The 22,511-nt window shown below is 65.3% G+C and carries 17 protein-coding genes and 1 tRNA gene; 5 read left to right on the top strand and 13 right to left on the bottom strand.

Annotated elements, in window-relative coordinates; all coding sequences use genetic code 11:
• Nucleotides 1-296 precede the first annotated feature (296 nt).
• The 7 genes from HFK18_RS01860 to HFK18_RS01830 form a co-directional block, all read right to left on the bottom strand.
• Complete coding sequence (locus HFK18_RS01860; protein ID WP_180163981.1) at nucleotides 297-749, bottom strand: hypothetical protein; 453 nt, start codon at nucleotides 747-749, stop codon at nucleotides 297-299.
• Entirely contained in the window at nucleotides 746-1,270 is a 525-nt protein-coding gene (locus tag HFK18_RS01855; RefSeq protein WP_180163979.1) for a hypothetical protein, read from the bottom strand. The genes HFK18_RS01860 and HFK18_RS01855 overlap by 4 nt, the downstream gene beginning before the upstream one ends.
• 1,082 nt (nucleotides 1,271-2,352) lie before the next feature.
• A complete protein-coding gene (locus HFK18_RS01850; RefSeq protein WP_180163976.1) occupies nucleotides 2,353-2,610 on the bottom strand; it encodes a hypothetical protein in 258 nt (85 codons plus the stop codon).
• Between the two features lies 1 nt (nucleotide 2,611).
• On the bottom strand, nucleotides 2,612-3,613 hold the full coding sequence (locus HFK18_RS21740) for an RHS repeat-associated core domain-containing protein (protein ID WP_257216034.1): 1,002 nt from the start codon (nucleotides 3,611-3,613) through the stop codon (nucleotides 2,612-2,614).
• Nucleotides 3,614-3,859: 246 nt separating this feature from the next.
• A tRNA-Thr gene (locus tag HFK18_RS01840) sits at nucleotides 3,860-3,935 on the bottom strand.
• An 84-nt stretch (nucleotides 3,936-4,019) separates the two neighbouring features.
• Entirely contained in the window at nucleotides 4,020-5,024 is a 1,005-nt protein-coding gene (locus tag HFK18_RS01835) for a 2-hydroxyacid dehydrogenase (protein WP_180163974.1), read from the bottom strand.
• Nucleotides 5,025-5,121: 97 nt separating this feature from the next.
• Nucleotides 5,122-8,010, bottom strand: a complete 2,889-nt coding sequence (locus tag HFK18_RS01830) for an autotransporter domain-containing protein (protein WP_180163972.1) — start codon at nucleotides 8,008-8,010, stop codon at nucleotides 5,122-5,124.
• Nucleotides 8,011-8,255: 245 nt separating this feature from the next.
• Between HFK18_RS01830 and HFK18_RS01825 the strand changes: the two genes are divergently transcribed.
• From HFK18_RS01825 to HFK18_RS01805, 5 genes are read left to right on the top strand one after another with little or no spacing between them, the layout of a single operon-like run.
• Nucleotides 8,256-8,780: a sigma-70 family RNA polymerase sigma factor gene (locus HFK18_RS01825; RefSeq protein ID WP_099821119.1), complete on the top strand. Its 525-nt coding sequence runs from the start codon at nucleotides 8,256-8,258 to the stop codon at nucleotides 8,778-8,780.
• Nucleotides 8,777-9,745, top strand: a complete 969-nt coding sequence (locus HFK18_RS01820; protein ID WP_180163970.1) for a FecR domain-containing protein — start codon at nucleotides 8,777-8,779, stop codon at nucleotides 9,743-9,745. The genes HFK18_RS01825 and HFK18_RS01820 overlap by 4 nt, the downstream gene beginning before the upstream one ends.
• Nucleotides 9,746-9,756: 11 nt before the next feature.
• On the top strand, nucleotides 9,757-12,555 hold the full coding sequence (locus HFK18_RS01815; RefSeq protein WP_180163968.1) for a TonB-dependent receptor: 2,799 nt from the start codon (nucleotides 9,757-9,759) through the stop codon (nucleotides 12,553-12,555).
• A gap of 45 nt (nucleotides 12,556-12,600) precedes the next feature.
• Nucleotides 12,601-13,569, top strand: a complete 969-nt coding sequence (locus HFK18_RS01810) for a hypothetical protein (RefSeq protein WP_180163966.1) — start codon at nucleotides 12,601-12,603, stop codon at nucleotides 13,567-13,569.
• A complete protein-coding gene (locus tag HFK18_RS01805; protein WP_180163964.1) occupies nucleotides 13,566-14,270 on the top strand; it encodes a hypothetical protein in 705 nt (234 codons plus the stop codon). Before HFK18_RS01810 ends, HFK18_RS01805 begins: the two co-directional genes overlap by 4 nt.
• Before the next feature lie 80 nt (nucleotides 14,271-14,350).
• Here the strand turns inward: HFK18_RS01805 and HFK18_RS01800 are convergent, their stop codons facing one another.
• The 6 genes from HFK18_RS01800 to HFK18_RS01775 form a co-directional block, all read right to left on the bottom strand.
• A complete protein-coding gene (locus tag HFK18_RS01800) occupies nucleotides 14,351-15,016 on the bottom strand; it encodes a lysoplasmalogenase (protein ID WP_180163963.1) in 666 nt (221 codons plus the stop codon).
• On the bottom strand, nucleotides 15,013-16,896 hold the full coding sequence (locus HFK18_RS01795) for a M61 family metallopeptidase (protein WP_180163961.1): 1,884 nt from the start codon (nucleotides 16,894-16,896) through the stop codon (nucleotides 15,013-15,015). Before HFK18_RS01795 ends, HFK18_RS01800 begins: the two co-directional genes overlap by 4 nt.
• 287 nt (nucleotides 16,897-17,183) lie before the next feature.
• The gene (gene ispH / locus HFK18_RS01790) at nucleotides 17,184-18,134 is read right to left on the bottom strand and encodes a 4-hydroxy-3-methylbut-2-enyl diphosphate reductase (RefSeq protein ID WP_180163959.1); all 951 of its coding nucleotides are present in this window, start codon (nucleotides 18,132-18,134) and stop codon (nucleotides 17,184-17,186) included.
• A 27-nt stretch (nucleotides 18,135-18,161) separates the two neighbouring features.
• Nucleotides 18,162-18,686 (bottom strand): signal peptidase II, encoded by a 525-nt coding sequence (gene lspA, locus HFK18_RS01785; RefSeq protein ID WP_180163957.1) that lies wholly within the window; start codon nucleotides 18,684-18,686, stop codon nucleotides 18,162-18,164.
• A complete protein-coding gene (ileS, locus tag HFK18_RS01780; protein WP_180163955.1) occupies nucleotides 18,686-21,517 on the bottom strand; it encodes an isoleucine--tRNA ligase in 2,832 nt (943 codons plus the stop codon). The genes lspA and ileS overlap by 1 nt, the downstream gene beginning before the upstream one ends.
• Nucleotides 21,514-22,461: a bifunctional riboflavin kinase/FAD synthetase gene (locus tag HFK18_RS01775; RefSeq protein ID WP_025873849.1), complete on the bottom strand. Its 948-nt coding sequence runs from the start codon at nucleotides 22,459-22,461 to the stop codon at nucleotides 21,514-21,516. The genes ileS and HFK18_RS01775 overlap by 4 nt, the downstream gene beginning before the upstream one ends.
• Between the last annotated feature and the right edge of the window lie 50 nt (nucleotides 22,462-22,511).

Below are 22,511 nucleotides of genomic sequence, written 5' to 3'. Positions count from 1 at the left end.
CTGCGGATAAAATCAGCGCATAGGCAGCCCACAGCAAAAGGAACGAGCGCAATGGATGTGATTCATCCGATTGCACCCGGAGGAGATAGATCACCCCCAGCATCGCAAAGCCACCGACTCGCTTGGCAAGGAAGGCTAGCAAGACAGGGTTCAATCCTATCCCTTCAGAGTTTCCTGCCGGCACACACTCATGTGCACCGTCCGATCTGTCTTGCATTCGCGACATGACAGCTGTGAAGGCTCGTCCATCCGAGAATACAAAACTCAACGCCGGAGCCCCCCTCCTCCAACGTCAGTCATTCAGCCTGTAGCAGATAGATGTTCATGGCCACCACCTTTGAAGTGGGATCTGCATAGATGATGGTCAATGGAATTGGATCACCCTTTTCACAAGTCCACAGAGAATTCTCGCCTGGCACTACCGTAGCAACGCCGTTGGACGCCACAGTCATACATGCCTTGGGACGATACATCAGCTTTGAAGATCCCGTTATGTCAGTAACCGCGCCATTCGGACTTACCAACTGCACATTAACTTGAAACGAGGAGTTCCTTTTTACACCCACTTGGGAAACCGCAGCACCCGCAAGAACCTCTTCCGAACTGGCGTCGCTCAGGAGCTCTGACAACTCCCACTCCCCAATGAGATCAACATTCCCAATAGACGCACGAATGCTCCAATCTGGGCGCTCGTCGCTCTGCGCCGAGGAGCCAAACGAAAGCGCCATCAGGAAAAGCATGATCATCATTCGGCTTTGCATATTTTCCCTCCGATCTCCTGATTAATATCCCCAAGAAGCCCATCTTTCTGGCGCGAGGTCAGGCAACGCTCCCTGACGCGATCACGGGCCAAGTGGACAAAGATCCCGCCCACCTGATGATAGGCACGGGGATTTTCTGGCTGCGTTCCCATCAAGCATGGAATGATCCGCTGCCCCACCATATTCCAGTCTTTCTGCGAGCCACATCCGAATTTCTCCAGAGCATCTCGAAGGTCCACCTGCACGTGGTACCACCCCATGGTAGCGAAGCACTCCTGGCTGGCCACCCATCTGCCACCTTTATAGTCTTTGATCAAAGCGTTCACGGCTTCACAGGACGCCTCAACTAGCGGCCAGAACGCTCTCTTTTCCAGGTATGGCTCGACGAACGCCGGAACGACGTAGTCCATCCACTGGCAATTGTCCATCAGGCAACGGATCTCACAAGATCCCTTGGCAATACAAGTCTGCTGGAGGTGGAAAAGACGACGAGGATCAGAGGAAGACATGGTGACACGCTGCAGATCTGCAACCCCCTTCCCGCAGCCAGAGTCCTCGCTATAAGGACAATCCTGGGGCGCGCAGACCGCACCGGAAGGCAGTGACTGCCCATTCCCCGCAGCTACGAAGTCACATCCGTCGTTGCATGTACTCTGTCCCGCGGTCACACCAGGAAGGCTCTTAGGCGGTCTGGTACCACATGTATTCTGAGGTCGGAAGTATGCTATCCCACAGCCCGTTTCCGGGATCCAAGGGATCTGCGTCCCACACATCCATTCATAGACCCCGGTGGCACTGTCCGTCAGTCGAACATGAAGCGGGTAGAAATCCGGCCTCGCCTCCAACCACGCACGATGGTTCCGATTGACTTCAACATACGCCTGCCCTTGGTCGCAGGGTCTGTTTTCATACGGGTATTCCCCCGTACATCTGTTAACTATGTCCTGGGCTCTCAAACTGAATGGAATCAACAGCCCAACCAAGGCCAACACGACAAAAACGACTCTAACCATGTCCTCTCCATTGACAAATATTCCAGAAGAATCCGAGCCGAAATCGAACTTAAGACCCTTCCACCCACCTCTCGCCCCAGTCATTTCAGGCGACCCGGCTCCTTCTACTCACCCCACGGAAGCAGCCCGAGAGTCGAGCTACTCAGGTGCCATCATCCCCGTGATTCATTGATGACTCCCAGCATGACCACAATCCTCAGTTCGCTCCGCTAATGCAAGGCGCAGTCATGAGACATGCATACCATAGTTCACGAAGATTCCTGCGATCTGCGTTTGCACTTCAACATCATCAAGACTCGCGAACGCTGCAATCGTTCGATGCGGCGCCCGTGCCGGCTTCAGCACGAAGAACCAAATGCCTGGGAAGCCGGAGGGACGAGCGAGCCGCAGGCTCGAAATTCGGGGCTGCCAGCCATGGGCTGGCACTACTGAAGCAGCCCGCCAGCGGTCGGCACCAACAACGGCCGTGTCGGCCAAACAAAAAGCCCCGACCAAGGCCGGGGCTTTTCGTACAATTGGTGCCGGAAACAGGAATCGAACCTACGACCAGCCGCCTACGGCTCCAAATAAACCATTGCCTAGTCGCTAGACGCATCAGTCTGATCAGCGATAGCGCCAACGAAATCGATGATCTCTTCGATCTCGACGCCTCGTTGATTAGGCTCATCGTCAGATCCCAAACCGGTCTCCGAAAACTCTTGCACTAATGCATCGATCAGCGACTCGCGGTCCTGTTTGACAAGGTGCTTGATGCCCTCTTCAGGCAAGTGAAGGCTGTGCTTCGCTGCGATTTCAACCAACAGAGAATGCAGACGGGACGAGATAGACCATTTCATTTCACTTCACCTTCGGGTCTCTCAACCCATCGCTGCTTCTTGGAATGGCAGTTACGACCTTCCCCTCACCATTCAGGACTACCTTCGCATCTTTCCCGGTGTAAGCAGTCCTGCTACCGACCTGCTCAGCGACCTTCGCAGGGTCTTTTACCGCCGATAGTATGGCCTTTGCAGAAACACCTCTGCCACCATCGCGGGAGATCGCCTGATTCAACCCATGCTTCGTGTACCCGGTGATCTTTCCCGCCACCGCGCCAGAGGTGCCCGTGACACCAGCTGCTCCTGCACCAATTTCGGCTGCCGTAGCAACTGCTCCTGGATTTGCCATTGCGACCAGACCTACCTCTGCCAGCACTGGAGCGGCCAGAACTGCTGTCAGTGCAGCGCCAATTGCCGGCCCGAGCCTGTCGCTTGGATTTCTGGGCGGTGGAGTAATCGGCTGCCCATTCGTGGCGTCGTTGACTACCTTGAAGGCTGCACCACTCTCCCGCCCGTCTGGATCCGTGAACTTGTACGGATTACCGTTCGCATACCGGTATCGATTGAACTGCCCTACCGGCTGGTCATACGCAGTCACCGGATCGACCGACAGGAACATACCCAGCTGCGGATCCATGTAGCGCTGCTGCATGTAGCTCAGGCCAGTGGCCGAGTCGCTCACATGGCCGGTATACCCCGGGCCATCCGTGACCTGACTGCCTACCACGGCCCCGTAGGGCTCGTAGTCATAGCGCTTGATCACCTTGCCGCTGGCATCGCTCTCGGCCACAACCGAGCCCAGTGCATCGGTATGGATGTACGTGACCGTTGTCTGGGCCAGTGCGGATGGCGACAGGCCAAGGCCAATCAGCAGCACGCAGCACAGCCAGGCACCCAATGCACCCAGCTCTCGAAAACGACCTTCAAACTTCCTGAAGCGGGTAGACACACCGCCTGCAGTTCCCCCGAACCAGCGCATCTTTCCAATCCCTGAAAGAGCCTTGAAGCAAGGCTGGGCATTCATAGCACGGGAATGGGGATCGAGGAATTTGATGGCCGCATTTGGGCCGAATACGGCGTCCAGGTCGGCTTCAGCACGAAGAACCAAATGCCTGGGAAGCCGGAGGGACGAGCGAGCCGCAGGCTCGAAATTCGGGGCTGCCAGCCATGGGCTGGCACTACTGAAGCAGCCCGCCAGCGGTCGGCACCAACAACGGCCGTGCCGCCCAAACAAAAAGCCCCGACCAAGGCCGGGGCTTTTCATTACAACTGGTGCCGGAAATAGGAATCGAACCTACGACCTACGCATTACGAATGCGCCGCTCTACCAACTGAGCTATTCCGGCGAAGCAGGCAATTTTACGGTCGCCCTGCCCCTGCGGTCAATCCGGTCGTGACGATTGCCGTCAAACGCCCACCCGCCCGGCCTCTCAACCCGCCGCCACCCGGTTGCCGCACGCCCGCCCCGCCGCGAAATCGGCCAGGTTGCCCAGCGTGATCGCCGAGATCTCCTGCAGCGCCTCCACGGTGAAGAAGCCCTGGTGGCCGGTCACCAGCACGTTGGGGAAGGTCATCAGCCGCTGGAAGGCCTCGTCGTCGATGATCTCGCCGGACAGGTCCTGGAAGAACAAGGCGCTTTCCTGCTCGTAGACGTCGATGGCCAGGTGGCCGAGCCGGCGCGACTTCAGCGCGCGGATCACCGCATGGGTATCGACCAGGCCGCCACGCGAGGTGTTGACCAGCATCGCGCCGGGCTTCATCCGCGCCAGCGAGGCGTCGTCGATCAGGTGTTGGGTATCCGGCGTTAGCGGGCAATGCAGCGAGACGATGTCCGAGCGCGACAGCAGCTCGTCCAGCTCCACCATCGCGCCGATCTCGGCGAAGGCCGGCGAGGGATACGGATCGTGCCCCAGCACGGTGCAGCCCATGCCGCGGAAGATGCGCGCGGTGGCCAGCCCGATCTTGCCGGTACCCACGATGCCCACGGTTTTGCCATGCAGGGTGCGGCCGAGCAGGCCATCAAGCATGAAGTTCCCCTCACGCACGCGGTTGTAGGCGCGATGGGTCTGCCGGTTGAGGGTCATCACCAGCGCCAGTGCATGCTCGGCCACGGCTTCGGGCGAGTAGGCCGGCACGCGGGCGACGAACAGGCCGAGCGCGTTCGCGGTGGCCAGATCCACATTGTTGAAGCCGGCGCAGCGCAGCAGCACCGCGCGTACGCCCAGCGCATGCAGGGCCTGCAGCACCGGCGCATCAAGCCTGTCATTGACGAACACGCAGACGGCAGCGCAGTCCTGTGCCAGTGCGGCGGTGTGCACATCCAGCGCGGCGTCGAAATACACGAACTGGAACTGCTGCCCTGCCCCTTCGCGCAGATTGGCTTCCTCGATAAAGCGGCGATCGTAGGGACGGGCACTGAAAACGGCGATCTGCATGGGAAGGTCTGCGCGGAAATCCGCCACGACCATAGCGCACCCGCACATCGATGGGGATGGCACCGGCGGCGTGACTGCCGCCGGTACCGGTACTGCCTTAGAACGTATAGCCCAGGCCCAGCATCACGCCGTTCTGCAGTTGGCCGTCGCGACGCTCGCCCACGTAGTCGACCATCACCGACAGGCGATCGGTGGCGCGGCTGGTCACGCCCAGATTCCAGGCCAGCACCTGCTCGCCCACGGTCTGGCTGCTGGCACCGAACACCAGGTCCGGCGCAGCGGCGAAGCCGGTGCTGTAACGGGCCTGGGTGTCGCCCAGTTCCTTCTGCCAGACCACGCGCGCGCGCGGGGTGATGCGCTCGCCGTTGTTGCCTTCGAAGGTCTTGAACAACTGCAGGCCCGCGCCGACGCGGATGCTTTCCAGGCTGTCACCACGCCCGACCAGCGCGCCGGCACCCTGCCCTTCATTGAAACGGGTGGCCGAGGTGCGCGCGTAGTCGACCACCGGCAGCAGCGGCTGGATCACCACCCCCTTGGCGGTGGTGAACGAGAAGCCGTGCTCCAGGCGGGCCGAGATCGCATCGTTGTTGTACTTGGCACGCAGCGGGCCCTGCAGGCCGTCGATGCCCTCGATGCTGCGGCGGGTGTCGTGGCGCAGGTCGGTGTAGCGCACCGAGGCCGAGAGGTAGCCACGCGAGTAGGTGGCATCCAGGTAGCCGCCCACATCCAGCGCGCGCACGTCGCCGGTGAAGCCGGAACCATCGCGGCCCTTGGTCGACATGTCCGCCGCGGCAACGCTGACGCCCAGGGTCACCCGGTCATCGGCCAGCTGCGTATCGGCACCGAGCACGATGCCGCCGACGGTATGGCTCAGGCCGGCCACGCCGCCCTCACCGTCGATGCGGCCGTGGCTGCCGAAGCCGCGGCCCCAGAGGCCGTGGCTGCGTGGTGCTTCGCCGCCGAAGCTGGTGCTGCCGCCGCCCGCGCCCGCCGGCTCCACCAGGTGCATCGCCAACTGGTTGAACAGGCTGCCATTGGCCATGCCGGGCTGTGCCGACGCCGCCTGCGCGGCCTGTGCCGCCAGGCCACCGGCGTCACCACTGCCGCTGCGTCGTGCGGCCTGGTGCTGCTGCACCACGCTGCCGATGCTGCCGACCAGCGCGTTGTCGGCCAGGCGCAGGCTGGCATGGCCATCACCGCGCAGTGCACCGGCCTGCTGTGCGATCACATCACGGTCCGCGAACTGCAGTGCACCCAGCAGCGGCTTCAGGCCGGCATCCTGGCGCTGGCCGGCCGTGGCCAGCGCACGGCCGAGACCGTCGTTGCCGTTGCTGCCGGTGAGCTGCGCGAGCTGGTCGAAACCGGGGTTCGCGGTCAGCGACAGGCCCTCGGCGGTCTGCTTGATGTTGAAGCTCAGCAACGAGTTGTGGCGTGGCCGGAACACCTCGCCGTTGGTGATGCTGGCCGTATAGCCGGTGTCGCCCAGGCGCACCGCATCGGTGAAACCGCCCTGGTAGATCGGGCCGCTCACCAGTTCGCGCTGGTAGTTGCCGGCGTAGAAGCCCTGCGCCACGTTCAGTTCCAGGTGCGCGCCCGGCGAGATGACCAGCGCACCCTCGTTGGTGCCGCTGTCGTAGAAGTCGCCCACACGCAGGCGGCCACTGTTGGTGCCGCCCGCCTCGGTGACGTCGAACAGTACCTTGCCGCCCGGCATGATGTTGACGTAGCCGTGGGTGACCAGGTCACCACCACGCGGCATCAGGGTGCCGTACACGCGCAGGCGGTTGAAGCCATCCTCGCGGAACGAGGGGCCGGTGCCATCGAGCAGTGCGTTCGAGTCGGTGGCAACCGAGGCGATGTCGCCGTGGCCGACCACCATGCCGGCCGCCAGCACGCGCAGCTCCGGGGTGCGCAGGGCACCGCCTTCCAGGGCGATGGTGCCGTTCTCCACCAGCATGAAATCGGCGCCGGTGGTTTCGGCAGTGCGCCAGGTGCCGCCCTTGGCGACGCGGATCACGCCGGCCGAGTTGCCCAGCGTGGAAGCATCCAGCTCATCCAGGCGCAACTGGCCAAGCAGGAGCTGCCGTGTACCCGGGTCGTTGAGGTAATCCTGCACCGACGCCGGGCCGATGCCGTTCGGGCCGGCGCTGGAGCGGTTGTAGATGTTCACCGCATAGTTGATGTACGTCGTGGCGAAGTCGGTATCGTTCCAGCGCGCGAAGTCGTCATCGACGAACGCCTGCAGCTGGCGAGCGGTGCGCAGGTAGCCGGGGTTGATGTCGCCGCTGACATTGCCGGTGACGGTCAGGGTGTCGCCCGGGTCGCGGTAGCCGCCGGCAGTGATGATGTTGTTGCTGTAGATGTCCTGGCCGGGGAAGGTTTCCAGCTTGCGGCCACTGCCATCGGGATCGAAGCTGACCGACGGGCCGGTGGTCCGGGCCGGATCGCGGAACACCAGCAGGCCGTTGGGCTGCACCACCTCGTACATGGCCTTGTGCAGCAGCCCGGCATCCATGCCGCCGCCGTAATTGCCGGTGTAGATCTCGGTCATCCGCGGCGACGGCGTATAGATCACCTTGCCACCGCTGCTGGCGGCGTGGATCTGCACCGAGTCGACCAGCGGCAGGTCGCCGGCCAGGTAACGTTCGACGCCACCGGACTGCATGATCGAGCAGGACGAGATGCAGTGGCCGGACACGATGGTGTTCAGGCCGTTGCTGCGGATCACCCCCTGCAGCCACTCACCCGCGATCAGCGCGCCACCATTGGAGGTGCGCAGCACGACTTCGCGGATCGGACGGCCTTCGGCCTGTGCCTTGGCCAGCAACGCCGGCAGTGCGACCACGTCGGCGACGGTGACACCGCCACTGAGCACGACGCGATCGCCCTGCACGTGATAATTCATTGCCATGACGTCATCCATCTGGCCCAGGGTCGCGATACCCACCAGGCCCGCCAGGGCGATGCTCAACTTCGAATGCTTCATTGCGTTCTCTCTCTCTCCGCCCGCACCACGCGGGTCGAAAGCAGAACGCAGCAGCGGGGCAGACGCCCCCAGTCGGCGACGAGAAAAAAGATGAATGCATTCACAATGGAAATACAGAAGAAATGCGGGCTTCCCCATCCGGTCACCGTCGCGTAAAACTCGATGACGCGTCCGTCATTGTCGTCCGAGGTCCTCCCCTGTCCGTGCCCTCCCCTTTGCTCCGTGCTGCGCCGGAACTGCCTGGGATTCCGGACGTCTTCATTGCATTCGTACGTGAGGAACGCGCGCCGCTGTGCGCTTTCCTGCGCGCCCGCGGTGTCGGTCCCGAGGATGCCGAGGACATCGCCCAGGACTGCATGGAGCGCCTGATCCGCTACCGCGCACACGACACCGAGGAACTGCGGCTGCTGCTGTACCGCATCGCCCGCAACCGCCTAGCAGACCGCGGGCGCTCGCCGCAATCGCGCAACCACCTGTCGCTGACCGAACGCGACGGCAACGAAGAAGCTGCCAGTGCTTCTCCTGATCCGCTGCGTCAGGCAGAATCCGGGCAGATGCTCGCCCTGCTGCGCCAGGCACTGTTCAAGCTTCCCGAACGTGCCCGCGAGGTGTACCTGCTCAACCGCATCACCGGGATGAGCTATACACAGATCGCCCGGCATTGCGGCATCACCGCCAAGACCGTGGAAAAACACATTGCCCGTGCATTGCAGGGCCTGCGCAAGGAGCTGGGCCCCGATCCTCTCCACAATGATGGAGACACCGAATGATCCGCAACGACAACAGGGATGACACGTTGCTTTTTGAACACGCAAGCGCCTGGGTAGCCAGGCTGGAAGCCCCCGACTGCAGCCCCGAAGAGCGTCAATCCTTCGAGGACTGGCTGGCCGAGGATCCCGCGCACGTCAGCGCATGGGTGCAGGCCGAGAAGCTGCACCAGCGCAGTGCCGGCCTGGCCGGCGACCCGTGGCTGCGCACCGCCGCCGCGCGCGCGGCACGCAGGCCGCAGCGTCGTTGGCTGCCAAGTGTGGCCGCCGCTGCCGGCGTATGCCTGGCCGTTGGCCTGGGCTGGATGCTGTACACCGATGGCAATCCCACACCCCTGACCTATGCCAACGCCAGCCTGCTGCCGCAGCAGCGCACGCTGGCCGATGGCAGCATCGCCATGCTCGACGCCGGCACTACGCTCACCGCACGCTTCGGCTGGCGCAAACGCGAACTGGCACTGGAACAGGGCCGCATCCAGCTGCAGGTCGAACCGTCATCGCGCTCGCTGCGGGTGCAGGCCGGTGGCAGTTCGATCCGCGATATCGGCACCACCTTCCAGGTTGAACGCCTGGCTGACGGCCGGGTCGAAGTCGCGCTGCTGGAAGGCGTAGTGGAAGTCACCAGTGGCAACGCGCAGCACACGCTCTCGCCGGGCCAGCAGCTGCAGGTCCTGGCCTCCGGGAAGATCCAACCGGGCCCGCAGCTGTCCTCGACCGCCGCCGCCGAGGCCTGGCCGCAGGGCAAGCTGGTGTTCGACGGCACGCCCCTGGCCACCGTGGTCGAGCGCATGAACCGCTATGGCAGCACGCCCCTGGTGGTCGCCGACCCGGATATCGCCGACCTCGCGGTCAGCGGCACCTTCCGTGCAGGCGACGCGCACGAACTGCTTTCCGCCCTGGAACTGGGGTGGTCCATTGCTGGCCAGCCGCGCTCGGATGGCGCGCTGGAACTGCGCCGCACCTACTGAGGCGGCGGCCGATGCCGGCGCCGGGTGTGCTTCGTTGGGACATGCTGCGCTGGGGCCTGCTGCAGGCCCTGCTATGCGTTGTGCTGGTGCCCGGTTTGGCGGCCACGACAGGCGCTGCCGAGGCAGTCAGGCAGGTCGACTATCGGATCGCTCCTGGCGCCCTGCCGCCGGCACTACAGCAATGGGCGCGCCAGAGCGGCATCGCCCTGGTGTTCGACGCACGTGAACTGGGCGACCTGCGCACCAGCGGCGCTGCCGGCTCGCTGGCGCCGGCCGCCGCACTGAAGCAGCTCGTCGCCGGCATGCCGGTGAACATCCTGCAGACACCCAGCGGCGGATTCGTGGTGCGCCGGCATGCTGCGCCACCCGACGTGGTCGCGCAGCCGGTACGGCGGCCACCGCCGCCACCGCCATCGAAGCCGGTGCAGGTGGAGCTGGCGCCGATCCATGTCACCGGCAGCCGGTTGCCGCGCACCTCCGTGCAGACCACACTGCCGGTAACAATGATCGACCGCGAAGACATCCTGCGCAGCGGCTACGGCACGTTGTTCGACCTGTTGCGCCACCTGCCCGGCATGAACGGCCACCCGCCCCTGAGCACCTCGCGCAGTGGCGATTCGCTGTACCTGCCGGTCGGCGCAGCGGCCACCACCAGCCTGGATGGCATGGGCCCGCGCGCGACCCTGTTCCTGGTCAATGGCCGGCGCCTGCCGCGCTATCCGATGGTCTCGCTGGAAGAAGGCGGGCTGACCGATCTGGGTGGCATTCCGCTCAGCTTCGTCGAGCGCATCGAACTGGTGCGCGGCGGTGCTTCGGCCATCTACGGCGCCGACGCAATGTCCGGCGTGGTCAACATCATTCTGCGCGACCAGGCCGAGGGGCAGGAGGCCACGCTGCAATCGGGGGTCAGCAGCCGTGGTGATGGCGATCAGTACCGGCTGCAGGCAGCCACCGGTGGCGTGCGCGAAGGTGGCGACCGCTGGTTTGCCGGCGTCGACCTGCATCGCCTGCAGCATGTGGCCGGTGACCAGCGCGACTGGCATGCAGAAACCTCGCTGTACCCGATCGGGCTGATCCTGGGCAACGGCGATTACTACCCGGCCACGCAGTGCCATCCGCCGCTGCAGCGCGAAGACGACGGCTGCTGGTTCGACAACGCCCGCCCGCGCTCGCTGCAGCCGGCATCGGAAACACTGTCCGGCTACCTGCGCTATCGCCACGAACGCGGTGACGGACGCTACGCCTATGTGGAAGCACGCGCCAGCCACAACCGCCAGCGCTTTGAACTGGGCCCGACTGCCGTCGCCCTCAATTTCAACCGTGGCGCGATCCTCAACGTGGTGCTGCAGGAAGGCGGCGAAGTACGCCCGCGCGTGCATGCCACCGAAGGCGACATCAGTTTCGGCATGGGCCGTGAGCGTGCCGGTCGCAGCTGGGATGCCGGCCTCAGCGCGCAGCGCAGCCAGGTGGACCTGCGCACCGAAGGCACCGTGCGCAGCGAACGCCTGCTGGAAGCCGCACGAACGCTGGACTTCCTGCCCGGCTTTTCCACCCTGCCGCCGGGGCTGGCAGAGGAACTGTTTCCGGCCATCCACAACCGCGGACGCACCGAACAGTGGCAGGGCTGGTGGGGCATGCAGCGCACCCTGATGACACTGCCCGGTGGTGCAGCACAACTGGCGACCGGCATCGATCTGCGCCGCGAGCGCTGGACGTCGTTGCCTGACCCGCTGCTGGGCAAGGGCGAGCTGGCGCTGGGCCTGCCGATGGAGCAGCGCCGGCTGACGCGGCAGAGCAACGCCGCCTACGCCGAACTGGGCCTGCCGTTGGCGCCGACGCTGCGCCTGGACGTGGCCGCGCGGCTGGACCGCGATGGCGGTGACACTGCATTTTCGCCGCGTGCCGGCCTGCGCTGGAGCCCGAGCCCGCACTGGTCGTTCCTGCTGGCGAGTGGCCGCGGCTACCGCGCGCCCAGCATCTTCGAGCGGCGGCGACCGCCGGGCTACTTCGGCCTGTATCCCCTGCCCGCATCGGCTTCCCTTCCGCCGTGCGCGCGCCCCCTGCGTGGTGGTGGCTGCGCGGTGGAAGTAGAGGTGGTCGAGAACGATGCGCTGAAAGCCGAGACTTCGCGCAGCCACTCGCTGGCCGCCAGCTGGACTCCGAATGATGCGTTCTCGCTGTCGCTGACCCACAACATCGTTGAACTGCGCAACGAGATCCTCGCCCTGCAACCCAGCGACGCCCTGTGGAATCCCGGTACCTGGGAGCTGGATGAGCAGGGCCGCCTGCGTGATCTTCGCCTGTCATTCGACAACATCGGCCGCACCACCTCGCGTAACTGGGTACTGCGTGGCGAGTACCGGGTGGATGCCGGCCGCAACGGGCAATGGCTGTTCTCGCTGGATGCACTGAAACAGCAGGAACTGCGTCGTGATCGCAGCCATGGCCAATCGGTGGACCTGCGCGGGCATGCCACGCCGGCGAACGCGGGCATCCTCAACGTGCAGTGGCAGAACCCTTCCTGGGACATCGCCCTGCGTGGCAACCGCGTCGGCCGCACCCGCGCATGGCTGGCCGGTGAAGCATGCACGCAGGAGCAGCATGACCAGCGCCTCTGCATGAACCCCGCGCAGCTGCGCTGGAACCTGCACCTGGCGCGACGGCTGAGCCCGCGCGTGATTGCCGCACTGGACGTGCACAACCTGCTTGATACGCGACCGGTGAACCATCTGGTCGGTAGCGGCGGGCAGATGGCCGGACTGGACGATCCGCTGGGGCGCTACTTCCTGCTGACCCTGCAATTCCGCTGAGCGTAGTACCCTACGCCGCCTGTTCCACGGCGTCGAAGGCGAGTCATGAAAGCCTACCTCTGGTTCTTGGGCGCGCTCATGCTGTTCTTCGCGCTGCCCTTCCCCTGCCTGCTCTATTACGGCACCAGCTGGCCGATGGACCTGGGCCACCGCAGCGCGCCTTGGCTGGCACTGGGTTTACTGGCGACGTCGCTGGCGCTGTGGTTGGTGCTGCTGTACGCCTTCCTGCATTACCTGCTGCTGGCGCCACCGCGCGCACTGCAACGCGTGCGCAGCATCCTCGCCAACGGCGAGCCACGCAGCGCGCGCATCGAGCAGGCCGAGCAGACCGGTGTGCAGGTGCGTGGCTTCGCGCAGTGGCGGCTGCAACTGGCCTTCGACAACCTGTCCGGCACGCCGATCACCGAAACGCTGGTCGTGGTCGACAGCAAGCCACAGCTGCAGCGTTTTGCCGTGGGCAGACAGGTGGATGTGCTGCTCAGCCGCACGCCGGGCACATCGCCCAACCTGATGCTGGAAGGCGCGCAACCGGAACTGGACCGCGCCAGCCTGTGGCGCCGGGCCATCGGCGGCCTGGTCGGCATCGTCGGGGTCGCTGCTGCGTACGTCATGGCCTACCGCCTGCAGAGCGATGGCATGGGTTGGACGTTTCTCGGATTCGGTCACCCACTGCTGATCTGCCCGCTGGTGCTGTGCATCTACCTGATCGGCCTGCGCCTGCTGGCGCGCCTGCTCGCCGGCACGCTGCAGATCGACGCGCGCGGCGAAGCGCTCAAGTACCGCGGTATCGGTGCCGAAGCGCGGGTACTCGACGTGCGCCAGACCGGTACCTACGTCAACGAACAACCGCAGGTGGAGTTCCAGCTGGAATACCTCGACCGCGAGGGCAACGTGCAGCAGGCCAGCGTGCGTCGCTTCGTTGCGCTGCTCGACCTGGCGAACATTCCTCGCGGGCAGGTCGACATCCTGTACGACCCGGATGATCGCCGCAGCGTGCGCATGGAGGACGCGTGAAGCGGCCCGTGTCCACACCGCTGGTGTTTGCCGGCGTGGTGCTGGCCCTGGCCGGTGTCGCCACGGCGGGCGGCGCACTGCAGACCGTCGATGCGACCCTGCGTGGCGCCATATCGACTACGCCTGCGGATGCAACACAGCAGCCTCCCTGGGAACAACCATTGCGCACCACGGCCATCGCAACGCCACGGGCGGCTTTCGAACCGATGCAGGCGCCCGGGCGCACGCGGCCGAACCTGCTGCTCGACGCCGAGCGCCTGCAGGCTGCACGGCAGGCGCTGGAGGCAATGCCCGGACTGGCCGGCGAACGCCTGGTCGTCTTCCACAGCATCCACTTCCATGACGACGGCCGCATCGACATCGACCTGGTCGATCCACAGCAGCCGGGCCACGTGGATGGTTACCACTACCAACGCGGGCAGTGGCGCAAGGGCGATGCGGTGAATCCGCAACAGTTCGCGCCGACCATCAGCCTGCGCCGCAGCAGCACCGCACTGGCCAACATCGATTTCGATGCCGTGCCACGGGTGACGCAGGCCCTGCAGCAACAGCGCAATGCACTGATGCGTACGCCGGCCCAGGTCGGCCATGTGTATGTGGTCATCCGCAAGGGCGGCAAGCTGGTGTGGCTGCCGGATGAAGTAGCCGGCGACCGCCAGACCGTGCGCCTGCGCTACGACGCCAAGGGCAACCTGCAGTAGAAAAAGGGGACGGAGGGAATTAGGTCGCAAGTGGCGCGACGATGGCCAAAGCGACTTGATCCCCTCCGTCCCCTTTTCTGCTATCTCACCGAGCGGGCGATGGCGTACTGCGCGGCGTAGTACGTGGACAGCACCAGCAGGCTGGCCAACGGCAGTCCACCGCCGAAGCGATCCCACGCCAGCAACGAATCACTGGCTACGAACAGCAGTGCGCCAGCGGCCGCCCAGCGCGCGCTGCCGGCTTCCCGCGCATCGGCGTGCGGCCGCTCCCAGTAACGCGCCAGTGCCAGCACCGCCATGGCGGCCAGCACCACGACGTAGGCCAACACCGGAATGCGCATCGGCAGCGGCAGATGCGGCCACAGGCCGGCCACGTTGATCGAAGCGAATGCGGCAAGCAGCACGAAGGCAGCGAGCAATCCGCGGCCCGCGCGCAGGCCGGCACGGAACGCGGCGATGTAGCACAGATGCGCAAGCAGGAAGGCAACCAACCCCGGCACGAACGCGTCGATCGGCAGCATCAGCGCGATATCGCCCACGCAGGACAACAGCATGCCGGCCAGCACCGCGCGCCGGTAGAACGCATCCGCCACCGGCCGCGCCTGCCAGGCGATGGCGGCGATCAGCAGCGTGGTTGCCGGCTTGGCCAACCAGTGCAGCCAACGCCCGTCGCCGTCCAGGTAGGCGCCGACGATGGCCAGCACGGCCACCACCAGGATCACCCCGTCGCGCGTCCGCAGGCTCATCGCGCCTTCCACAGTTCGGCAAGGCGGTCCGGGCGGCCGCTGATGCGTTCCAGCACCGGATACTGCAAGCCGCCGTGGTAGTCGATCTTCATCGTATCGATGCGGTCGAACTGTTTGACCAACAGCGTGATCGGCGCCTTGTCAGTGGCCGCTGCAGCCACCGCATCCTTCAAGCGCTGGCTGCTGTATTCGCGACCGCCAACGGCGATCACCTTCATGCCCGGCGCCAGGCCGGCATTGAACGCCGGGCTGTCCCAGACCACATCGCCGACCACGCCACTGTCGAGCACCGTCGCGCCCAGCGAGTACGCCAGCAGCGCTGCCTTCGCGCGTTTTTCCTGTGCCTTGTAGGCCTCGTTCGGCGCCTCGCGGTAGACCAGCTTCCAGCCCGCCAGTTCCAGGCCGCCGGTCAGCGATCCGTGCCCGTCCAGGCGCTGGCGCAGGAAACTGGCCCAGTCGTACGGCGCGATGCCGTTGAGAGTCGCCACCACGTCATCGAAGGTGTACGGATTGACGTCCCAATCGCCGTTGCCAACGCCAAAGAAGGCACGCGCGAAATCATCCAGGCTGCGACGGTTGCCGGTCAGCCCACGCAGCTTGCCCTCCACCTCCAGCCACAGCATCTGCCCGCCGGAGTAGTAGTCTTCGCTCATCTGGTAATTGCGGTACGGCAACGTGCGGCGCTGGGCGATGGTCGGGTCGTTGGTCGTGTCCTGCAGCGGGCGCCAAGCCAGGCCCGGGCGGCCGCGGTCATAGGTTGCCGCCACGTTCGCCAGCATGTCGCGCGCCTGCTCAGTGGTCCACAGCCCGGAACGCGCGGCCAGCACCTGGCCCCAGAACTGGGTCTGGCCTTCGTACACCCACAACAGGCTGTCGCCCATCGGCGTATTGAAATTGGCCGTGGCCAGGTCGGCACCGCGACGGTACTTGCCGTTCCACGAGTGGGTGTACTCATGCGGCAGCAGGTCGCGCATCCAGGCATTGCTGTCCCACTCGGTGAAGTAGCCCGGGTCGGCACTGTTCTCGCTGGAGCGATGGTGCTCCAGCCCGATGCCGCCGAGACGATCGGTCAGGGCAAGCAGGAATTCGTAGTGATCGTAGTGACGCGCGCCGTACAGCTTGTCGGCCTGCTGCACCAGCGCACGATGCACCTTCAACTGCGCATCGGTTGGCTTCAGCGATTTGGCATCGTCGGCGAACACGTTCAGATGCACCGGCGCCTTCGCGCCCGGGTCGAGGTCGATGCGCTGGTGATGCTCACCGGCAAACAACGGCGAGTCGACCAGGTGGTCGTACGAAATCGGCTTGAACACCACGGTGTCGCCATCGCGGCGTGCGGTTTCCAGCGCGGTGGCATAGGCCCAGCCCTTGGGCAGGGTCACGCTCGCCTGCGCCTGCAGATTGCGCGCGTCCACGCCGGCCGGATACAGCGAGTTGGCGTTCCACTGCAGGTTGAGCATTTCCGGGGTCATCACCACCCGGCCCTGGCTTCCACCCTGCGAAGACAGGAAATCGAAGTGGGCGACGATCTCACTCACACCCGCCGGCACGTCCACTTTGAACGCGTACACGTTGAACTGGTCGCGCTGCCAGGCCAACGGCTTGCCGTTGGCGGTCACCCGCAGCCCCGCCAGCTTGTCGATGGGGCCGGTGGGCGAATGGTTGCCGGGAATCCACTGCGGGTACAGCAGGGTCAGCGGGCCGGGCTTGGCCGGCACGGTGGCGGTCACCTTGAAGATGCGCCGGGCCAGGTCGCGCGCGTCGACATCGATGCGCAGCAGGCCGGGGGCGGCGGCATCACCCGGTGGCGGGGTCTGCGCCAGCGCGGGCGTGGCCGCCATCGCGAACAGCACGGACATCACCAGGGCACGGGTTTTCATCGGCAACTTCCAGCAGCAGAGGATTCCCCGATGCTAGGCCTGTGCGGTGCCGAGCCCCATGGCCGAAGGTCATGGTTGTCAGTGCATCGACCTGATGCAGCAAAGCCTCACCGCAGCGACATCGAGGGCGGGCCGCATCCCGAAGCCGTGCGAACCAAGGTTCACACCCACCAGATGCACCATCGCAATAAACCGGAAGCCGCATCGGTAGATCCACGCCATGCGTGGATGACATGCATCCCGAAGCCGTGCGAACCAAGGTTCGCACCCACCCGTAGCGCTATCGGTCAGTCGACCAGGCGCAGGCGCAGTTCCTTCGGCAGCGCGAACACCATCGATTCCGGCTCGCCTTCCAGCTCGCCCACGCCGCTGGCCCCCAGCTCGGCCAGACGCGCCAGCACGCCATCGACCAGTACCTGCGGCGCCGACGCACCGGCGGTCACGCCGATATGCTGCTTGCCGAGCACCCAGGCCGGATCGATCTCGTGCGCACCGTCGATCAGGTAGCTCTCCACGCCTTCACGGCGTGCCAGCTCACTCAGTCGGTTGGAGTTCGAGCTGTTGGGAGAACCGACCACCAGCACCAGGTCGCAGCGCTTGGCCAGGTCGCGCACGGCGTCCTGGCGGTTCTGCGTGGCGTAGCAGATGTCATCGTTCTTCGGACCCTGCATCGCCGGGAAGCGCTCGCGCAGCGCATCGATGATGCCGCGCGTGTCGTCCACCGACAGCGTGGTCTGGGTGGTGTACGCGAAGTTTTCCGGCTGGTTGATCTGCAGCGTGGCCACCTGCTCCACGTCCTCGACCAGGTAGATCTGGCCGGTGCCCGCTTCGCGGTTCCACTGGCCCATCGTGCCTTCCACTTCCGGATGGCCGGCATGGCCGATCAGCACCACGTCACGGCCGGCGCGGCAGTGGCGGGCGACTTCGAAATGAACCTTGGTCACCAGCGGACAGGTGGCGTCGAACACCTTCAGGCCACGACGCTCGGCTTCCTGGCGCACGGCCTGGGAAACGCCATGGGCGCTGAAGATGACGGTGTTGTTGTCCGGCACTTCGTCGAGTTCTTCGACGAAGATCGCGCCGCGCTGCTTCAGGTCATCGACCACGAAGCGGTTGTGCACCACTTCATGGCGGACATAGATGGGCGCGCCGAGCGTTTCGATCGCGCGCTTGACGATCTCGATCGCACGATCGACACCGGCACAGAAACCACGCGGGTTGGCGAGCAGCACATCCATCAGTTCAGTCTCCCGGCAGCGGCCGGCTTACGGTTTCGGGTTGGCATTATCCGCCTTTTTGGCGGACTTGCCGTCGAACAGGCCGAACAGCGCGATGCCTATGGCACCCACCACGATGGCCGAATCGGCGATGTTGAACGAGGGCCAGACATGCTCGCCGACGTACCACTGGATGAAATCCACTACGTGGCCATGCACCTGGCGGTCGATCACGTTGCCGATCGCACCGCCGATGATCAGCGCATAAGGCACGGCGGCCTTCCAGTTGCCACGGGCGATAGCGCGCAGCCACCAGGCCATCAGGCCGCTGATGGCGATCGCCAGAACGGTGAAGAAATGCTTCTGCCAGCCACCGGCGTCGCTCAGGAAGCTGAACGCCGCACCGGTGTTGTAGGTGCGGTACCAGTTCCAGAAGCCGTCGATGACCACCACCGGCTGGAACTCCGGCAGGCTCGACAGCACCCAGGCCTTCGACCACTGGTCCAGGCCGATGATGACTGCCGACAGCAGCAGCCAGATCAGTGCGTTCGGATACGGGCGCGGGGCGGCCATCAGAACCAGCTCCGCACTTCGCCGGCACCGGCGATGTTGGTCACGCAGCGGCCACACAGTTCCGGGTGGTCGGCATTGCTGCCAACGTCGGCACGGTGGTGCCAGCAGCGCACGCACTTGGACTTCTGCGTCGGCTGGGCGCTGACGAACACCTCGTTGGTGGTCGCCGGGCGCACCTGCACGTCACCGCTGATGAACAGGAAACGCAGTTCATCGGCCAGCGGCTGCCAGCGTGCGGCCTGCTCTTCGCTGGCGGCGATGGTGATCTCCGCTTCCAGCGCGGCGCCGATCGCACCATTGGCGCGCATCGGCTCCAGCACCTTGGCCACCTGTTCGCGCACGGCCAGCAGCTGGTCGAAGTCGGCAGCGTTGAGCTGCGCCTCGGCCGGCAGCGGAGCCAGGCCCTCGTACCAGGTGGTGAACAGCACGTGGCCGGCACGGTCACCCGGCAGGTAACCCCACAGCTCGTCGGCGGTGAAGGTCAGGATCGGCGCCACCCAGCGGGTGAACGCTTCGGCGATGTGGTACATCGCGCTCTGCGCCGAACGACGACCGTCCGAATCGGTCGGCATCGTGTACAGGCGGTCCTTGGTCACGTCCAGGTACAGCGAACCCAGGTCCACGCTGCAGAAGTTCAGCAGCAGCTGCACGATCTCGGCCATGTCGTAGTTGTCATACGCCGCCTTGATCTTCTCCTGCAGCTCCCAGGCGCGATGCACGATCCAGCGGTCCAGCGCGACCATCTCGTTGAGCGGGCGCAGGTGCTGGGCCGGATCGAAACCGTCCAGGTTGCCCAGCAGGAAGCGGGCGGTGTTGCGCAGGCGACGGTAGGCGTCGGCGGTGCGCTTGAGGATTTCCTGCGACAGCGACATCTCGTTGCTGTAGTCGGCCGAGGCGATCCACAGGCGCAGGATGTCCGCGCCCAGCTTGTTCATGATTTCCTGCGGCTCGATGCCGTTGCCCAGCGACTTGGACATCTTGCGGCCGTGCTCGTCCACGGTGAAACCGTGGGTGAGGCACTGCTTGTACGGCGCGCGCTTGTCGATGGCCACGCCGGTCAGCAGCGAGGACTGGAACCAGCCGCGATGCTGGTCGGAGCCTTCCAGGTACAGGTCGGCCGGCTTGCCGAAGCCACGTGCGGCCAACACCGCCTCATGGGTCACGCCGGAATCGAACCAGACATCGAGGATGTCGGTGACCTTCTCGTAGTCGGCCGCTTCGGCACCCAGCAGTTCGGCCGCGTCCAGCGAGTACCACACGTCGATGCCTTCGGCTTCAACGCGGTCGGCCACCTGCTGCATCAGCTCCACCGAACGCGGGTGGATCTCGCCGGTCTGGCGGTGGGTGAACAGTGCGATCGGCACGCCCCAGGTGCGCTGGCGCGAGATCGTCCAGTCCGGGCGGCCATCGACCATGCTCTGGATGCGCGCCTTGCCCCAGCTCGGGAACCAGCCGACGGTGTCGATGGCTGCCAGCGCATCGTTGCGCAGGTTGGCCTTGTCCATCGAGATGAACCACTGCGGGGTGGCGCGGAACACCACCGGCGTCTTGTGCCGCCAGCAGTGCGGGTAGCTGTGGCGGATCTCGACGAACGCCAGCAGTGCGCCGCTGTCACGCAGCACCTGCACGATCGCCTCCTGCGCCTTCCACAGGTGCTGGCCAGCCAGCACCACGTCGCCTGCAGGCGGGGTCGATTCCAGGTAGACGCCACGGCCGTCGATCGGGGTGATCTGACCGGCGTTGTACTTGTCCAGCAAGCCATACTTCTGGCTGACCACGTAGTCTTCCTGGCCGTGGCCGGGCGCAGTGTGCACCGCACCGGTACCGTCCTCATCGGACACGTGTTCGCCGTTGAGCACGAGGATCTCGCGCTCCGGGTAGAACGGGTGCGCCAGCAGCTGGTTTTCCAGCGCCGAACCTTCAGCTTCACCATGCAGCACCACCGCGTCCACGCCGTAGCGCTGCAGCGACCGCTCGGCCAGGGCCGCGGCCAGCACCAGCCAACGGCGCTTGCCGTTGTGCGCCGGGCCTTCGGCCAGCACGTAGCGGATGTCCGCACCCAGCGACACCGCCAGCGAGGCCGGCAGCGTCCACGGAGTGGTGGTCCAGATCGGCACGGCCACTTCCACGTCAGCCGGCAGGCTGACACCGAACGCCTGCGCCATCGCCTGCGCATCACGTGCGGCGTAGGCCACGTCGATCGCCGGCGAGGTCTTCTCGTGGTACTCGATCTCGGCTTCGGCCAGCGCCGAACCGCAGTCGAAGCACCAGTACACCGGCTTGGCGCCGCGCAGCAGATGGCCGTTGGCCACGATCTTGGACAACGCGCGGATCTCGTTGGCCTCGAAATCGAAGCTCAGGGTCTTGTACGGGTTGTCCCAGTCGCCGGTGACGCCCAGGCGCTTGAAGTCGGCACGCTGGATGTCGATCTGTTCTTCGGCGAACTCGCGGCACTTCTGCCGGAACTCGACCGCATCGAGCTTCACCCCGACCTTGCCCCACTTCTTTTCCACCGCGATTTCGATCGGCAGGCCATGGCAGTCCCAGCCCGGCACGTAGGGCGCATCGAAGCCGGCCAGGTAGCGCGACTTGACGATGACGTCCTTGAGGATCTTGTTGACCGCGTGGCCCAGGTGGATGCGCGCATTGGCGTACGGCGGACCGTCATGCAGCACGAACAGCGGGCGGCCGGCGGCGTTGTCGCGCAGCTGCTGGTAGAGCCCCTGCTCTTCCCAGCGCGCCAGAATGCCCGGCTCGCGCTTGGGCAGGTCGCCGCGCATCGGGAATTCGGTGGCCGGCAGGTTGAGGGTGGTCTTGTAGTCCTGGCTCACGCAGTGGCTCGCAATCTATGTTCGGAAAGGATGGCACGCGCCTGTTCGGCGTCGCGGTGCATCTGGTCGGTCAGCGCCGCCAGATCATTGAATTTCTCTTCATCGCGCAGCTTGGCGACGAATTCCACTTCGATGTGACGCCCGTACAGGTCGCCCTGGAAATCGAACAGGTGCGCTTCCAGCAGCGGCTCCACGCCGTCCACGGTCGGCCGGGTACCGAAACTGGACACCGACGGCCAAGGCTGGTCGAACACCCCGTGCACCCAGGTCGCGTAGATGCCCGACAGCGCCGGAGTCTTCGGGAACCGCAGGTTGGCAGTGGGGAAGCCCAGCGTACGGCCGAGCTGACGCCCGCGCACCACCCGCCCGCTGATCGAGTAGGGACGCCCCAGCAGGTCGCCGACGCGGGCGAAGTCGCCTTCCTGCAGCAGCTGGCGGATCCGGGTGCTGGAGATGCGATCACCGTGCAGGTCGACCGCTTCGATTTCGCCGGCGCTGAAACCGAGCTCGGCGCCCAGCGCCTGCAGCAGGGCCAGATCGCCACGGCGGCGGTTGCCGAAACAGAACTCCGGCCCGATCCAGACCTCGCGGGCGTTCAGGCGCTGGGCCAGCAGCTGGCGCACGAAGGTTTCGGCCGGCATCGCCGCCATCGCCGCGTCGAAGCGCAGCAGGCCGATCGCATCGACGCCCAGTTCGTGCAGGATCTCGACCTTGCTGCGGGCCAGGGTCAACCGCGGCGGCGGCGTGCCCTGGGCAAAGAACTCACGCGGCAGGGGCTCGAAGGCCACCGCCACCGCAGCCACACCCAAGGCGCGCGCACGCGCGACCGCGTGCCGCACCAGCGCACGATGGCCCAGGTGGAGGCCGTCGAATGCACCGATGCAGACCACGCTTCCGTTGGGGAACAGCTCCCCGCCCTCGACGCTTCTGAACAGCCTGCTCATCAACTCTCGTTCCGGCCGGCCCAAGCCCGCCGTTTCAATGGTGTAACCCT

It is taken from the genome of Stenotrophomonas sp. SbOxS2 (assembly GCF_013416715.1).
In the GTDB taxonomy this organism is placed as follows: domain Bacteria; phylum Pseudomonadota; class Gammaproteobacteria; order Xanthomonadales; family Xanthomonadaceae; genus Stenotrophomonas; species Stenotrophomonas lactitubi.
The sequence above is the reverse complement of the archived record's forward strand: the minus strand, read 5'-3'. Positions and strand labels throughout refer to the sequence as shown.

Coding starts and splice junctions, on each gene's coding strand:
- HFK18_RS01860 (WP_180163981.1), bottom strand. CDS start 749: ATGATGATCATGCTTTTCCTGATGGCGCTTTCGTTTGGCTCCTCGGCG.
- HFK18_RS01855 (WP_180163979.1), bottom strand. CDS start 1,270: ATGTCTTCCTCTGATCCTCGTCGTCTTTTCCACCTCCAGCAGACTTGT.
- HFK18_RS01850 (WP_180163976.1), bottom strand. CDS start 2,610: ATGAAATGGTCTATCTCGTCCCGTCTGCATTCTCTGTTGGTTGAAATC.
- HFK18_RS21740 (WP_257216034.1), bottom strand. CDS start 3,613: ATGAATGCCCAGCCTTGCTTCAAGGCTCTTTCAGGGATTGGAAAGATG.
- HFK18_RS01835 (WP_180163974.1), bottom strand. CDS start 5,024: ATGCAGATCGCCGTTTTCAGTGCCCGTCCCTACGATCGCCGCTTTATC.
- HFK18_RS01830 (WP_180163972.1), bottom strand. CDS start 8,010: ATGAAGCATTCGAAGTTGAGCATCGCCCTGGCGGGCCTGGTGGGTATC.
- HFK18_RS01820 (WP_180163970.1), top strand. CDS start 8,777: ATGATCCGCAACGACAACAGGGATGACACGTTGCTTTTTGAACACGCA.
- HFK18_RS01815 (WP_180163968.1), top strand. CDS start 9,757: ATGCCGGCGCCGGGTGTGCTTCGTTGGGACATGCTGCGCTGGGGCCTG.
- HFK18_RS01810 (WP_180163966.1), top strand. CDS start 12,601: ATGAAAGCCTACCTCTGGTTCTTGGGCGCGCTCATGCTGTTCTTCGCG.
- HFK18_RS01800 (WP_180163963.1), bottom strand. CDS start 15,016: ATGAGCCTGCGGACGCGCGACGGGGTGATCCTGGTGGTGGCCGTGCTG.
- HFK18_RS01795 (WP_180163961.1), bottom strand. CDS start 16,896: ATGAAAACCCGTGCCCTGGTGATGTCCGTGCTGTTCGCGATGGCGGCC.
- ispH (WP_180163959.1), bottom strand. CDS start 18,134: ATGGATGTGCTGCTCGCCAACCCGCGTGGTTTCTGTGCCGGTGTCGAT.
- lspA (WP_180163957.1), bottom strand. CDS start 18,686: ATGGCCGCCCCGCGCCCGTATCCGAACGCACTGATCTGGCTGCTGCTG.
- HFK18_RS01775 (WP_025873849.1), bottom strand. CDS start 22,461: ATGAGCAGGCTGTTCAGAAGCGTCGAGGGCGGGGAGCTGTTCCCCAAC.